A 14,432-nucleotide genomic window follows, 5' to 3' on the forward strand; every position below is an offset into this window, starting at 1 on the left:
TTGACGCTGATTTTCGTTCATATTAAAAACGATATACCCACCCCACCCCTCGATCAGCCCAGCCATATAAACCGGAGATAACATGAGTCAGCAACGCGAGGCGATCGACACGTACCTCTTGCGCGTCTTGCACACCTTGTTGATGGAGCGCAGCGTGACGCGCGCGGCCGTCAAACTGAACCAGTCGCAACCGGCGATCAGCGCCGCGCTGCGGCGCCTGCGCGACATCACCGGCGATCCGCTGCTGGTGCGCGGCAAATCCGGCATGGTGCCGACCGAATACGGGCTGCGCCTGCTCGAGCCCGTGCAGAACGCGCTGCGTGAAATCGAGCGCATCAAGTTCCAGCAGCACAACTTCGACCCGGCCACGTCGATCCGCTGCTACCGGATCGGCTGCCCCGACTACCTGAACGTGCTGTTCGTGCCGACCGTCGTCGAACGCTTCCGCCTGGCCGCGCCGAACGCAACGCTCGAGTTCCATTCGCTCGGCCCCGCGTTCGACTACGAGCTCGCGCTGGAAGACGGCAAGCTCGACATCGTCGTCGGCAACTGGCCCGAGCCGCCGGAGCAACTGCACCTGTCGAACCTGTTCGTCGATGAAATCGTCTGCCTGATGAGCAACACGCACCCGTTCGCGAAACGCGGCGGGCTCACGCTCGACCAGTACCTGAACGCGCCGCATCTCGCGCCGACGCCGTACTCGGTCGGCCAGCGCGGCGCGATCGACGTGCATCTCGCGCGCGAACGGCTCAAGCGTCACGTGGTCGTCACGCTGCCGTACTTCAACCTCGCACCGTACGTGCTCGTGAAGTCGGACCTGATCTTCACGACCACGCGGCTGTTCGCCGATCACTATGCGAAATTCCTGCCGCTGTCCGTCGTGCCGGCGCCGCTCGACTTCCCGCCGATGCAGTACTACCAGCTGTGGCACGAACGCTGCCATTACTCCGACGAAGTGCGCTGGCTGCGCAGCCTCGTCGCCGAAGCCACCCGCACGCTGATCGAGGCGTAGTCGCATGCGGCGCACCACGCGTGCGCCGTTCGCTCAGTTACGCGTGACCACGACTCGTTGCACGACGGGTGGTGGCCACAATGGCCGCGCCCCGCTGCGCAACGTGCTGCGCGACCTCCCCGCCGACGCGTCAGCGCGACGCTTCCACGAGCGCCTGCGCCAGCGCGTTGTGACGCTCGATCACCGGCGGCAGATCGAGCGTCGCGAGCCGCCCTGCCCGCACCACCACCTTCCCGTTCACCACCGTGTACGCCGTCTGCGACGGCGCGCAGAACACGAGCGCCGCGACCGGATCGTGCAGCGCGCCCGCGAACAGCGGCTGACGCAGGTCGAACGCGGCGAAATCCGCGGCCATGCCGGGCTTCAGCGCGCCGATGTCGTCGCGGTTCAGCACCTTCGCACCGCCGAGCGTCGCGATCTCGAGCGCTTCGCGCGCGGTCATCGCGTCGGGCCCGAAGCCGACCCGTTGCAGCAGCAGCGCCTGGCGTACCTCGGCCACCATCTGCGCGCCGTCGTTCGACGCCGAACCGTCGACGCCCAAGCCGACCGGCACGCCCGCGAGCCGCATCTTCTTCACCGGCGCGATACCGGACGCCAAGCGCATGTTCGAGCACGGGCAATGCGCGACGCCCGTGCCGGTGCGTGCAAACAGGCCGATGCCCGCATCGTCGAGCTGCACGCAGTGCGCGTGCCACACGTCGTGGCCGACCCAGCCGAGATCTTCCGCATATTCGGCGGGCGTCATCCCGAACTTCTCGCGGCTGTACGCGATGTCGTTGACGTTCTCCGCGAGGTGGGTGTGCAGCGACACGCCGTATTCGCGCGCGAGCACGGCCGCGTCGCGCATCAGCTCGCGGCTCACCGAGAACGGCGAGCACGGCGCGACCACCACGCGCAGCATCGCGTAACGGCCTTTGTCGTGATAGGTCTCGATCAGGCGCTGCGCGTCGCGCAGGATGTCGGGTTCGCGCTCGACGACCGAGTCGGGCGGCAGCCCGCCGTCGCGCTGGCCGACGCTCATCGCGCCGCGACTCGCGTGAAAGCGCATGCCGATCCGCTGCGCGGCGCCGATGCTGTCGTCGAGCCGGCTGCCGTTCGGGTAGATGTACAGATGATCGCTCGACGTCGTGCAGCCCGATTGCAGCAGCTCGGCCATCGCGGTAAGCGTCGACACCTCGATCATCTCGGGGCTCAGGTGCGCCCAGATCCGGTACAGGTTCGTGAGCCAGCCGAACAGCTCGGCGTTCTGCGCGGCCGGCACCGCGCGCGTGAGGCTCTGGTACATGTGGTGATGCGTGTTCACGAGCCCCGGGATCACGAGGTGGCCGCGCAGGTCGAGCACTTCGTCGGCCGTGTCGGGCAGCTCGGCGCTCGGGCCGACCGCGACGATCCGGTTGTCTTCGATGTAGAGCCCCGCGTCGCGCAGCTCGCGGCGCGTGTCGTCCATGGTCACGAGCACGTCGGCGTGCTTGACCAGCAGGGTTTTCGGGCGGGATGAGGAAGGGTTCGGCGCGCGTGCGCCAGCGTGCTGCTCGAGATTCATGCGTTCTCCGCGTCGGTCTGCCTCCAGGGGCTGCCCTGGAAGCGGTCACACTGCCGTTCGAACGCTGAATCGCGGCACGCCCCGGTGCCTGCGTCCGTTCGAACGCCCTGGCCCGGTTACCCGGCGTGCTCGCCGTCTTCGGGGTACGCGCCGGCCACCGGCCGACGCGCACGGCGGCAGGATCGCCCAAGCGCGTGCCGCGCACAATACGCGATCCGGAATACCGCCCTTCAGGGATTCGGTATGGTACGCCGCCCGCCGCCCCACCGGGCGCTCGCAACCGGCGCGTGAAGCCCTTCCGGCCGGCCGTCGACAGCCGCTCATGCGCGGCGCATTATCTTCGATATCGCGCCCGTATTTGCGTGGGGAACCTTTTTACAATGCCTGCACGGCGCTCGCTTCACTCTCGCCGACGGGTATGTAGCCACGTGACGTGGAGCCTCGATCCGCCGCACAGTCATGGATCGAGTCGCCGCCGAACCTCGCATTCACACAAGGAACAACGAATGGGAAAGCTCACTACCCACGTACTCGATACGGCACACGGTCGCCCCGGCGCCGCCATCAAGGTGGACCTCTACGCGCTGGACGGCGAATCGCGCCGCGCGATCAAGACCGTGCTGACCAATAGCGACGGCCGCTGCGACGAACCCCTGCTCGAAGGCGCGGCGCTCGCCGCCGGCGAATACGAACTCGTATTCCATGCCGGCGACTACTTCGCGGCGCTCGGCGTGAAGGTGCCCGAACCCCGCTTCGTCGATCGCGTCGTGCTCCGCTTCGGCATCGCCGACACCGGCTCGCACTACCACGTGCCGCTGCTCGTGTCGCCGTGGTCGTACAGCACCTATCGCGGCAGCTGACAATCGAAGCAGCGCCTGCATCAAGACAAACGATCTGAGTCTGGAGGAGTTTCATGGAAGGCTTCATCACCGACTGGCTGAACCTCGCGCTGCGATGGCTGCACGTCATCGTCGCCATTGCGTGGATCGGCGAGTCGTTCTATTTCGTCGCGCTCGACAACAGCCTGAAACCGCCGACCGACCCGAACCAGCGCAAGCGCGGTGTGTTCGGCGAGCTGTGGCACGTCCACGGCGGCGGTTTCTACAACATGCAGAAGTACACGGTCGCCCCGCCGGAAATGCCCGATGACCTGCACTGGTCGAAGTGGCCGTCGTACACGACGTGGCTGTCGGGCTTCACGCTGTTCTTCGTGCTGTACCTGCTCGCCCCGAACACGTACCTGATCGACAAGAACGTGCTCGACATGGGCCCGGTCGTCGCCGTCGCGTCCGCGCTCGGCTTCCTCGCGGCCGGCTGGATCGTCTACGACTCGCTGTGCCGCATCCTCGGCACCAACGATCGCGTGCTCGGCATCTGCGTCGGCCTCTACGTCGTCGTTGCGGCATACCTCGCGTGCCACATCTTCTCGGGCCGTGCCGCCTACCTGATCGTCGGCGCGATGCTCGCGACGATCATGTCGGCGAACGTGTTCTTCGTGATCATCCCGGGCCAGCGCAAGATGGTCGACAAGATGCTCAAGGGCGAAGAACCGAACCCGATCTACGGCAAGCGCGGCAAGCAGCGCTCGGTGCACAACACGTACTTCACGCTGCCGGTCGTGTTCGCGATGCTGTCGAACCACTATGCGATGACGTACACGAACAAGTTCAACTGGGTTGTGCTCGTGCTGATCATGCTGGCCGGCGCGCTGATTCGCCAGTTCTTCGTGATGCGTCACCGCGGCAAGCAGCTGTGGTACCTGCCGATCGGCGGCGTCGCGCTGCTGTCGGGCGCGCTGGTGTGGACGATGCCGAAGCCGGTCGCCCCGGAAGCGCAAGCGGCCAACGCACCGAAGATCGCGATCAACGACATCATGCCGATCATGCAGCAGCGCTGCGTCGAGTGCCACTCGGCGAAGCCGACGCTGATGGGCAGCGCGCCCGCGGGTGTGATGTTCGACACGCCGGACGAAGTGTCGAAGAACGCGCAGCGCATCTACGACCAGGCCGTGCGCCTGAAGGCGATGCCGATCGGCAACGTCACGCACATGACCGACGACGAGCGGACCAAGCTCGCCGCCTGGTTCGAGGGCGGCGCGGTCAAGTAGGCCGCCCGCCGCGCGCCGGAAGTCATTCGCCGGCGTCATCCTCTCCGTTCGCGGGCCCGGTCACGGGCCCGTTTTTTTTCCTGCGCGGCATGCCCTTCGCGCGCTACCTGCGCATCGCGTCGCGCTGCAGTGCGACGAGTGCATCGCGTGCGCGCGGGCCGTCGTCGAACGGCACGAAAATGTGATCGTGGTACGCGGCGGCCATCACGTTGCAACTGATACCGGCCGCGCCGAGCGCCCGCGCGAATGCGGCCGTGAGGCCGACGGCCGCGAGGTCGGAATGCACGGTCAGCGTGATCCAGGCGGCGCGAAACAGCACCGGCCAGCCGCGACGCGCGGCCGTCTCCTCGTCGACCACGACCGTCAGCCCTTCCGCTTCGCGGAACGTCGCGATCACTTCGGATACCGATACGTCGGCGTCGTGCGGCAGCGAGATGAACGCGAACGCGCCCGGATGCAGTTCGGGCCGCATCGTGCGCAGCAGGACCGGGAGGTCGTTTTCAGGCTGGCTCATCGGAGGATCGCGCCCGGAACCGGACGTCGTGTGGTGGCGATGCGGGCACGATAGCACGCGCGACAGCGGCGAACCGGTGCCGCTGTTCGAGCCGTGCAACTCGAACCGATGCCGATGTATGTCACGTTCCCGCCGAACCGGCATGTCAGCGCGACGCTGCGTGTGCTCGTCGACCGGGGCGCCGGGCTGATGGCGCAGCATGCGCCGGTTGTGAATCGGCAGCGCGGCGGCCAGAGTTGGCGCGATACGCGCAAGGGCGCGGCGACCTGAACGGCGAGAAAACGAGCGCACATAAAAAAACCCGCGCAGGTTGCGCGGGTTTCGACAGGCGGACGACCAGATCATCCCGACTCAGGCCGTCACCGCATCCAGTGCATCCTCGGTGAGCCACAGCGACTCCTGCAGATCCTGCTCGTTCAGGTTCAGGCCGTCGCCGCCGCGATCGACGACGATGAAATCGCTGACGCCGCCCAACGCGATCAGAGGGTGATGCCACACGCCCTTCGCGTAATTGACGCCCTGCCAGCCGCTCGTGACAAATGCACGAATCTTCGCCGGATCGAGATCGCCCGCGGGCGCGACGACGACGAGATACGGCTGGTCGTTGAGCGGCACGAACGCCTGGCTGCCGAGCGGGTGCCGTTCCAGCATCTTCACTTCGAACGGCAGCGTGCGCGGCTGGCCGCGGAACAGGTTGACGAGCGTGCGGCCGCCTTCATCGGTCACGTCGACCTTCGCGAGATCGTGAAAGCGGATCGTCGTGCCGAGGTTGATCGGGATCTGCTTCGCCCCTTCCGTTTCGATCACGTCGCCGAACGGCGCGAAGGCTTCCTTGGTCAGCGGTTCGATGGCAAGCGTCTTCATTTGTCGAGCGTCCCCCACAGGCGCAGGCGCGACACGCCGCCGTCCGGAATGATGTTCAGTCGCACGTGCGTGACGGGGCCGAGCGACGCGATGTCGTGTTCGAAGTAGTGCTGCTTGTCCATCTGCAGCTTCTGTTCGCCGAGCAGCACCGGCCAGAACATCGATTGCGTGATCAGCGAGCTGTCGGTGCCGCCCGACACATAGGCGGCCTGGATCGAGCACCGATCCGGGTAATTGCCCTTGAAGAACGCGGTATCGACTTCGATCTTGCGGATCACGCCCGGCTGCGCGAGCGCGATGATCGCCCAGTCGTTGCCCGGTTCGCGGCGGCGGCGCGTTTCCCAGCCATCGCCCATGTTCACGCCGCGGCCCGGCAGCAGCAGGTTCGATGCGACGCCGAAGTGCTGGTTGTTTGCGGCCACCACGTAACCGCCGTTTTCCATCGCCGCGAGGTCGAACTGCTCGGTCGCGCTCGCGCCGGCCCAGTCGAGCTGCGGCTGGCCGTACACACGCAGGCGCGCGATGCCGCCGTCCGGGTAGATGTTCACGCGCAGATGCGTGAACGAGCGTGCATCGTTCGCTTCGACGTAGTGATGGCTGTTGCCCTGCAGCGTCGTCGACGGCACGATCTCGACCCACTCGGTCGCCTGCGTCGGCGCGCCGTCAGCCACGAACGCGGCCTCGATCGACGCGGCCGGCGGGAAGTTGCCGGTGAAGTGGCTCGTGTCGATGTCGAAGCCCTTGATCACGCCCGGGCGCGCGAGCTTGACGATGCACCAGTCGTAGCCGGTCGTGCGCTTGCGGCGCGTTTCCCACCCGTCCATCCACTTGCCGTGGTCGTCGTACTTGCCGGGGATGAAGACGGCCGGCTCGGGGTTCAGCATCCGGTCCTTCGGTGCGAAGAAATCGTCGCTGGCCTCGAGCGCCTGCGCACCGAGACGCGGGTCGGCAAGATTCACGTAGCGCCGCGTGAAATCGGGTGCGTTCGGATCGAGAAGCGGAACAGCCATGATGTTTCCTTGTTTCAGTGAGACGATCGGGCCGCCGCGACGCAGCGGGCCGTATTGTGGTGTCAGGCGGCGGTGTCGGGCGGCGGTGTCAGGCGTCGATCAGGTCGTCGAGGCGAAAGCGCGCGATCCGGTAGATCTGGTCGAGGCTCGCGCGCAGCTCCTCGGCGCGCGAATGATTCACGCGCGACTCGAAGTTCGCGATGATGCCGTGGCGGTCATAGCCGCGCACCGCGAGGATGAACGGGAAGCCGAATTTCTCGCGATACGTGCGGTTCAGCGTCAGCAGCTTGTCGAACTCTTCGTGCGTGCACTGGTCGAGGCCCGCGCCGCTTTGCTCGCGGGTCGACTCGGCGGTCAGCTCGCCGCGCACGGCGGCCTTGCCGGCCAGTTCCGGGTGAGCGTTGATCAGTGCGAGCTGGCGCGCTTCGCCGCCGGTTTCCACCGCATTCGACATCGTCTGGTGCAGCGCGTCGATGCTCGCGAACGGCCGTTGGCCCGCGGCGACCTCGGCCACCCACGGCGAATGTTCGAAGATCCCCGACAGCGCCGCGACAAATGCGCTCGGCGCCATCGTGTTCAGTTGTTCCAACGTGTAGCGCATCGCCTTCATGCTTTCCCTTCGTTTCGATGATTGGGCTGATACGGATGATGTTCACGCCAGTGACGCGCGATATCGACACGGCGCGTCACCCATACGCGATCGTGCTTCTCGATGTGATCGAGGAACCGCTGCAGCCCGCGGAACCGGCCCGGCCGGCCGAGCAGCCGGCAGTGCATGCCGATCGACAGCATCTTCGGCGCTTCGTCGCCCTCCGCGTACAGCACGTCGAACGCATCGCGCAGATACTGGAAGAAGTGATCGCCGGTATTGAAGCCCTGCGGCGTCGCGAAACGCATGTCGTTCGTGTCGAGCGTGTACGGCACGATCAGTTGCGGCGACGTGCGGCCGCCCGACACTTCGACGTCCATCCAGAACGGCAGGTCGTCGCCGTAGTTGTCGGAGTCGTACAGGAAGCCGCCGTATTCGGCGACCAGGCGGTGCGTGTTGGGGCTGTCGCGGCCGGTATACCAGCCGAGCGGGCGCTCGCCCGTCACGCGCTCGATCGCTTCCATCCCGAGGCGCATGTGCTCGGCTTCGAGTTCCGGCGTCATGCTCTGGTAGTGAATCCAGCGCCAGCCGTGGCACGCGATCTCGTGGCCGAGTTCGACGAACGCCCGCGCGAGCTCCGGATGCCGCTCGATCGCCATGCCGACGCCGAACACCGTCAGCGGCAGCCCGCGCTTCTCGAATTCGCGCAGGATGCGCCACACCCCGGCCCGCGACCCGTATTCGTAGATCGACTCCATGCTCATGTGGCGGTCCGGATACGCGGCCGCGCCGACGATTTCGGACAGGAACTGTTCGGAGCCCGGATCGCCGTGCAGCACGCAGTTCTCGCCGCCCTCCTCGTAATTCAGCACGAATTGCACGGCGACGCGGGCGCGCCCCGGCCAGTTCGCCTGCACGGGATGGCGGCCGTAGCCGATCAGGTCGCGGGGATAGTTGGGATCGAGTGGCATGGTTCGAAGTGCGGCGAAAGCAGGCTAAATAAGCGGGCTGAATAAGCGCGCTGAACGAGCGGGCGCGAATAATGGGTTCGCATCGACCGCGCGGTGCCGGAGGCGGCCGCACCAGCCGATGCGATGACGGCCCAGTGTAGCGAAAACGTTCATACGCGCCCATACAGCGGCGCAGATAGTGCATGTCAGACGGTGTGTATGTGCGGTTGCGGCAAATTCGTCGGAGGTTCCGCCGCCTCCCCGTCCGGCGGGCTGAAGCGGGCGAACGCGCCGCCGTAGCGCTTCGGCAGCGGCCGCGCGTAGTCGCCGCGCTTCGCGGTCGCGAGGCGCAGCGCGACGAGCGCCTCGGCCCATTTGACGGCCGCCGTGACGCCCTCGACCACCGGCGCGCCGATCTGCTGCTCGATCTCGTGCGCGAATTCGGCCATCCCCGCGCAGCCGAGCACGATCGCGTCGGCGCCGTCCTCATCGAGCGCGCGCCGGCATTCGTCGACGATGATCCGGCGCGCGGCCGAGCCGGGCCGGTCGAGTTCGAGCACCGCGACGTCGGTCGCGCGCACGTTGCGGCAGAACCGTTTCATCCCGTAGCGTTCCGCGAGGTGCCACGCCATCCCGCAGGTACGCGCGAGCGTCGTGACGACCGAGAAGCCCGGCGCGAGCACGCTCGCCGCATGCATCGCGGCCTCGGCGATGCCGATCACCGGCCCGCGCGCGAGCTCGCGCGCCGCATACAGGCCCGGATCGCCGAAACACGCGATCACGTACGCGTCGCAGCCGTCGCGCTCGCCCTGCGCGATCTCGGCGAGCAGCCCCGGCGTCGCGAGCGCCTCGTCGTAATACCCTTCGATCGACGGCGGCCCCATCGGCGGGCTCACGGCCACGATCTCCGTGCCGGCGGCCGCGACCTCGCGCGCGCAGCGGCCCATCGCGTCGGTCATCCGCTGCGTCGTATTCGGATTGATCAGTCGGATCTTCATCGCATGCTCCTTACGCCTTCGCGCTCGCGAGCAGCCGGTAGAACACGAAGCCGAGCCCCGCGCCGATGAACCACGAGAAATTCGCGAGGGCCTGCCAGCCCGGCACCATCACGCAGATCACCGCGATCACCGCGGCCGGCAGCAGCGCGGCGAGCGCGCGGCGGTTCACGCCGCCCGTGTACCAATAGGCGCCGCTTTCCGACATCGTGTACAGGTCGTCGCGCACGAGGCGGCCACGCTTGACGAGGTAGAAGTCGGCGATCAGCACGCCGTACAGCGGGCCGATGAACGCGCCGAGCACGTCGAGCGTGTAGTGGATCACGGCCGGGTTGTTGAACAGGTTCCACGGCGTGATGAAGATCGACGCGACGGCGGCGAGCATCCCGCCTGCGCGCCAGCTGATCAGGCGCGGCGCGACGTTCGAGAAATCGAACGCGGGCGACACGAAGTTCGCGACGATGTTGATGCCGATCGTCGCGATCGTGAACGTCAGCGCGCCGAGGATCACCGCGGTCGGATGGTCGATGCGGCCGACCGTCGCGACCGGGTCGGTGATCAGTTCGCCGAACACCGGCAGCGTCGCGGCGGTGGTGATCACCGTGACGAGCGAGAACGCGAGAAAGTTGACCGGCAGCCCCCAGAAATTGCCGCGCTTCACGTCGCCGAACGAGCGGCAGTAGCGTGAGAAATCGCCGAAGTTCAGCATCGGCCCGGAGAAGTACGACACGACGAGCGACACCGCGGTGATCATCACCGGGATCACTTCCGCGCCGTGATACTTGACGCCGCCGAGGTTGATGCCGATGTTGCGCCAGCCCGCCCGCCACACCATGTAACCGGCCAGAATGAACATCACGACATAGACGGCCGGGCCCGCGAAGTCGATGAACTTCTTGATCGTCTCCATGCCGTTCCAGAACACGAACGCCTGGAGCACCCACAGCAGCATGAAGCCGGCCCAGCCGACCGCCGACAGCCCGAGGAAGCCGTAGCGATGGACGTCCGCATACGGCAGCCATTGCGGGAAGAATTTCAGCACGACGATCACGAGCGCGCTCGACGCGAGATAAGTCTGGATGCCGTACCACGCGATCGCGATCAGCCCGCGGATCACGGCCGGCACGTTCGCGCCGAGCACGCCGAAGGTCGCGCGGCACGCGACCGGGTACGGCACGCCGATCTGCTGGCTCGGCCGCGCGATCAGGTTGCACAGCGCGTTCACGAGGCCGATACCGACGATCAGCGCGATCAGCACTTGCCAGCTCGTCAGCCCGAGCGCGAACAGACTGCCCGCGAACACGTAGCCGCCGACGCTGTGCACGTCCGACATCCAGAACGCGAAGATGTTGTACGAACCCCATGTCTGATTTTTAAGGGGTGCCAAATCTTCGTTGTACAGACGTTCGCTGTAACCATCCGGCAGTGCCGGACCGCCGCCCTCGCCGCCTTCTTCCGCCGGATAGGCGCTGTCGTGCGCCACACTGAACTGAGCCATGACTTCTCCTTGACGCGGCCGCCAGGCCGCTCCACCGTCATCGATATCGCTCCGGATCATCGCCCGGAGTCGGACCAGCGGCCCGCGGCAAACACCGCAGGCCTGCATTGCGCTCGTCGTGTGGCGCGCGGCCGGGTTCGCGTCGCCGCTCAGGCGCCGCCGAACACTTCGCGCAAATCGACCTGCCCTTGCGCGGGCCGGTCCAGCATCTTCAGTTCGACATGCTGCAGGTGGCGCGCCATCAGCGTCACCGCCTGCTTCGGATCGCCCGCCTCCAGCGCGGCGAGGATCTCGTCGTGGTCGTCGCACGAGCACGGGCTGCGCCCGTGCGATTCGTACAGCGCCGACATCAGCGTCGAGCGTGCGACGAGCCCTTCGAGGCACTCGCTGAGCGTCGCATTGCCCATCAGCGTCGCGAGCGCCGTGTGGAATTCGCCCGACAGCCGGATCCATGCCGCGAAGTCGTGCCGCTCGAACGCCTTGCGCTCCTTGTCGATCAGCGCGGCGACGCCCTTCAGCCGCTTGGCGCCGGGGCCGGTCGCGAGCCGTTCGACCACAGCGAGCTCGATGATCCGGCGCATCTCGAACACCTCGTGCACGTCCTGCAGCGTCGGGCTCGCGACGAACGCGCCGCGGTTCGGCTCGAGGTCGACCAGCTTGTCGGTCGCGAGCTGCGCGAGCGCCTGGCGGATCGTCCCGCGCTTCACGCCGAACACGTCGCAGAGCTGCGCCTCCGTCAGCTTCGCGCCCGGCGCGAGCCGATGCTCGAGGATCGCGGTGCGAATCCGCTCGGCGATCGCTTCGGGGCCGGCTGCACCGGACGGAGTGGAATCGGGCTCGTTCATGATCTGCATCGTGTGATGGTCCTCATCCTAGGGCGGACATAAAGATTGTCAACAATTCTTTTGCGGCATCTCGCACAATCGGCGTGCACCAGCCTGTTCTCATTCGGTGCAATGCGCACGAAATCCATGCACGGCAAGCCAGACGGGCAAGAGGGAGGCACTTCTGGACGTATACCCTCCCGGTCATTTTGTTGACAAAAATGGTGCACATCCGGGCGAAAATCGTGTCGACATCGACGAAAAATATGGACCGTTAGTTGCGCACTTACATAAAGAAAAAGGCGGGGAGCCCCGCCTTTCGATCGATCGCGCCGGCGCCGGCGCCGGCATCAGCCGAGATGCGGATAGTCCGACAGCGTGAGCCGGAACCCGTGCGCGTTCGCGACCAACTGCGCCTGTGCGCCGAACGGCAGCGTCAGCAGGTCGGGCACATGGCCGAACTGGAGCCCGGTGACGACCGGAATCCCGACCACCGCGCGCACCTGTTCGATCATCGCCTGCATGTCGTAGCCGTTGTCGTACTCGAACGGCCGCGCGCCGGTGAACTGGCCGAGCACGAGCGCCTGCTGCCGCGCAAGCAGCCCCGACAGGTGCAGTTGATAGATCATCCGCTCGATCCGGAATGGCTGCTCGTTGACGTCTTCGATGAACAGGATGCCGCCCTCGATGTCGGGCATGTACGGCGTGCCGACCAGCGACGTGAGGATCGCGAGGTTGCCGCCCCACAGCGTGCCCGTCACGTTCGCCGTCTGCACCTGCGGTGCATCGGCGACGATCGTCGTGCCGGGCTGCGTCAGCGTCTGCCAGAAATGCTGCATCGTGAAGTCGCTGGGCGTTTCCGCGCCGAAATCCGCCGACAGCATCGGACCGCCGAACGTCTTGATGCGCGCCTTCGCGTACAGCGCCAGCTGGATCGCCGTGAAATCGCTGTGACCGACGAGCGCGATCGGCTGGTCGCGCAGCCGGCGTTCGAGCCCGCGATAGTCGAGCCCGTGCAGGATGCGCGCGGCGCCGTAGCCGCCGCGCACCGCGAGCGCGATGTCCGGCAGCGGCCGCCCGGGATCGGCGAGGCGGTTCAGGTCGCCTGCCCGTTCGCCGTCGGTGCCGCCGAAACGCTGGAAGCGCCGCTGCGTCGCCTCGATGTTCTCGATGCGCTGCTGCGCGGTGCTGAGGCGCTCGAGCGCGCGGTTGATCGCGTCGGGGTCGTGCGGATAGCCGGACGGAGCCAGCAGGCGGATGGTGTAGGACGCGGCGGGCTGGAAGGACATGGCGAAAGGTATCGGGGTCGTCAAACCTGCTTAGAGGGTCCGAACCGGGTCCGGTTCACGAAAAGCGTGCACGCCCGGGACGCCGGGCGCGGCAAGAGGTGGCCTATGACGCGCCGGATTCGGCGTCGCGGGCAAGCCGCGCCTCGCGCAGCGCGCGCCGGCGCTCGGCGAAGAACGACTTCAGCGCGGCGCCGCACTCGTCGGCGAGCACGCCGCCGGTCACTTCGGTGTGGTGGTTCAGCTGCGGATTCGCGAATGCGTCGATCACGCTGCCGCACGCGCCCGTCTTCGGGTCGGCCGCGCCATAGACGACCCGCGCGATGCGGGCGTGCATGATCGCGCCAGCGCACATCAGGCACGGCTCGAGCGTCACGTACAGCTCGCAGCCCGGCATCCGGTAATTCTGCAGATGCTGCGCGGCCATCCGCAGCGCGGCCATTTCGGCATGCGCGGACGGGTCGTGCCCGCCGATCGGATGATTGAAGCCGCGGGCGATCACTTCGTCGCCACGCACGAGCACCGCGCCGACCGGCACTTCGCCGGCCGCGCGCGCCTCTTCGGCGGCGGCTTGCGCAAGACGCATGAAATGCACGTCGCGCGCCGATGCGGGCGCGGTTTCTTGAACGGGAGAATCGGCGGCGGGATCAGTGGCCGCGGCGGCTGCCGAGCGGGCTGCGTCGTGCAGCGCGTCGGACGTCACATCGGCCCCGCTTCGGCGGACGCTTCGTCGAGCCCTCGCTCGCACAGGCGTTCCGCGATGCGCCGGCAGTAGTCGCGCGGCATCACCATCGGGCCGCCGCGCAGCGATTCGAGCGCCATGTCGAGCGCGAGGATCTTCGCCTGCAGCCGGCAGCGCGCGGCACGGTCGCTGACCGCCTGCACTTCGTCGTGCAGGTTGCGCAGCGCGCGCAGTTGCTCGACGGCCGGCGGCACGAAGCCCGCGTTCTTCAGGATACGGTTGGCCACCCGCACCTCCTCGGGCACGAGCAGGTCGTCATCCAGCGCCTGCGGCGCGCCGGTACCCGGCAAATCGTCGAACTCGCCCCGCGCGGCGGCGGCGGCAATACGTTGTTCGACCAGGGCGTCAAGCAATCTCATCAGTCAATCGGAACAATGCGGCAGGCCGAATTCTAGCAGGGTGACGCCGGTATGACAGGCCCTTCGAATACATGCTCGATATTGTATTTTTAGGGGCCGAATCGCGGCGCATGCGCGCCGATCGCCGTCAGTTGCCGCT

Annotated in this window: 15 protein-coding genes and 1 pseudogene; 4 read left to right on the forward strand and 12 right to left on the reverse strand. The window is 66.9% G+C overall.

What is annotated here, in order from left to right; translation table 11 throughout:
• Window positions 1-82 precede the first annotated feature (82 nt).
• Complete coding sequence (locus SY91_RS12955) at window positions 83-1,012, forward strand: LysR substrate-binding domain-containing protein (RefSeq protein ID WP_006478550.1); 930 nt, start codon at window positions 83-85, stop codon at window positions 1,010-1,012.
• A 130-nt stretch (window positions 1,013-1,142) separates the two neighbouring features.
• Here SY91_RS12955 and SY91_RS12960 read toward each other — a convergent pair whose 3' ends face one another.
• The gene (locus tag SY91_RS12960; protein ID WP_023475580.1) at window positions 1,143-2,555 is read right to left on the reverse strand and encodes an 8-oxoguanine deaminase; all 1,413 of its coding nucleotides are present in this window, start codon (window positions 2,553-2,555) and stop codon (window positions 1,143-1,145) included.
• 506 nt (window positions 2,556-3,061) lie between these two features.
• Here SY91_RS12960 and uraH point away from each other — a divergent pair.
• Both uraH and SY91_RS12970 read left to right on the forward strand, forming a co-directional pair.
• Window positions 3,062-3,415: a hydroxyisourate hydrolase gene (gene uraH, locus SY91_RS12965; protein WP_011549584.1), complete on the forward strand. Its 354-nt coding sequence runs from the start codon at window positions 3,062-3,064 to the stop codon at window positions 3,413-3,415.
• Window positions 3,416-3,468: 53 nt separating this feature from the next.
• On the forward strand, window positions 3,469-4,662 hold the full coding sequence (locus SY91_RS12970) for a urate hydroxylase PuuD (RefSeq protein ID WP_023475579.1): 1,194 nt from the start codon (window positions 3,469-3,471) through the stop codon (window positions 4,660-4,662).
• Between the two features lie 103 nt (window positions 4,663-4,765).
• On the opposite strand, the gene SY91_RS12975 is transcribed toward SY91_RS12970, so the two are convergent.
• Window positions 4,766-5,176, reverse strand: a complete 411-nt coding sequence (locus SY91_RS12975; RefSeq protein WP_043887129.1) for an ACT domain-containing protein — start codon at window positions 5,174-5,176, stop codon at window positions 4,766-4,768.
• Between the two features lie 58 nt (window positions 5,177-5,234).
• On the opposite strand from SY91_RS12975, the pseudogene SY91_RS12980 reads away from it, so the two are divergent.
• Window positions 5,235-5,446 (forward strand): annotated as a pseudogene (locus tag SY91_RS12980) (LysR family transcriptional regulator); the annotation flags it as partial.
• Window positions 5,447-5,527: 81 nt separating this feature from the next.
• Here the strand turns inward: SY91_RS12980 and SY91_RS12985 are convergent.
• The 10 genes from SY91_RS12985 to SY91_RS13030 form a co-directional block, all read right to left on the reverse strand.
• Window positions 5,528-6,040: an ureidoglycolate lyase gene (locus SY91_RS12985; protein ID WP_006490209.1), complete on the reverse strand. Its 513-nt coding sequence runs from the start codon at window positions 6,038-6,040 to the stop codon at window positions 5,528-5,530.
• The gene (alc, locus tag SY91_RS12990) at window positions 6,037-7,050 is read right to left on the reverse strand and encodes an allantoicase (protein WP_006478544.1); all 1,014 of its coding nucleotides are present in this window, start codon (window positions 7,048-7,050) and stop codon (window positions 6,037-6,039) included. The genes SY91_RS12985 and alc overlap by 4 nt, the downstream gene beginning before the upstream one ends.
• 88 nt (window positions 7,051-7,138) lie before the next feature.
• Window positions 7,139-7,660 (reverse strand): 2-oxo-4-hydroxy-4-carboxy-5-ureidoimidazoline decarboxylase, encoded by a 522-nt coding sequence (gene uraD / locus SY91_RS12995; protein WP_185920947.1) that lies wholly within the window; start codon window positions 7,658-7,660, stop codon window positions 7,139-7,141.
• A complete protein-coding gene (gene puuE / locus SY91_RS13000) occupies window positions 7,657-8,610 on the reverse strand; it encodes an allantoinase PuuE (protein WP_006478542.1) in 954 nt (317 codons plus the stop codon). Before puuE ends, uraD begins: the two co-directional genes overlap by 4 nt.
• A gap of 185 nt (window positions 8,611-8,795) precedes the next feature.
• A complete protein-coding gene (locus SY91_RS13005) occupies window positions 8,796-9,587 on the reverse strand; it encodes an aspartate/glutamate racemase family protein (RefSeq protein ID WP_185920948.1) in 792 nt (263 codons plus the stop codon).
• 10 nt (window positions 9,588-9,597) lie between these two features.
• Window positions 9,598-11,082, reverse strand: a complete 1,485-nt coding sequence (locus SY91_RS13010; RefSeq protein ID WP_006478540.1) for an NCS1 family nucleobase:cation symporter-1 — start codon at window positions 11,080-11,082, stop codon at window positions 9,598-9,600.
• Window positions 11,083-11,231: 149 nt separating this feature from the next.
• On the reverse strand, window positions 11,232-11,936 hold the full coding sequence (locus tag SY91_RS13015; RefSeq protein ID WP_012328729.1) for a GntR family transcriptional regulator: 705 nt from the start codon (window positions 11,934-11,936) through the stop codon (window positions 11,232-11,234).
• Between the two features lie 320 nt (window positions 11,937-12,256).
• Window positions 12,257-13,195: a muramoyltetrapeptide carboxypeptidase gene (gene ldcA / locus SY91_RS13020; protein WP_185920949.1), complete on the reverse strand. Its 939-nt coding sequence runs from the start codon at window positions 13,193-13,195 to the stop codon at window positions 12,257-12,259.
• Window positions 13,196-13,298: 103 nt separating this feature from the next.
• Window positions 13,299-13,895 (reverse strand): tRNA adenosine(34) deaminase TadA, encoded by a 597-nt coding sequence (gene tadA / locus SY91_RS13025; protein ID WP_034174531.1) that lies wholly within the window; start codon window positions 13,893-13,895, stop codon window positions 13,299-13,301.
• The gene (locus tag SY91_RS13030) at window positions 13,892-14,293 is read right to left on the reverse strand and encodes a DnaJ family domain-containing protein (RefSeq protein WP_006478536.1); all 402 of its coding nucleotides are present in this window, start codon (window positions 14,291-14,293) and stop codon (window positions 13,892-13,894) included. The genes tadA and SY91_RS13030 overlap by 4 nt, the downstream gene beginning before the upstream one ends.
• Window positions 14,294-14,432: the final 139 nt, after the last annotated feature.

It is taken from the genome of Burkholderia cenocepacia (genome assembly GCF_014211915.1).
Classification (GTDB): Bacteria; Pseudomonadota; Gammaproteobacteria; order Burkholderiales; family Burkholderiaceae; genus Burkholderia; species Burkholderia orbicola.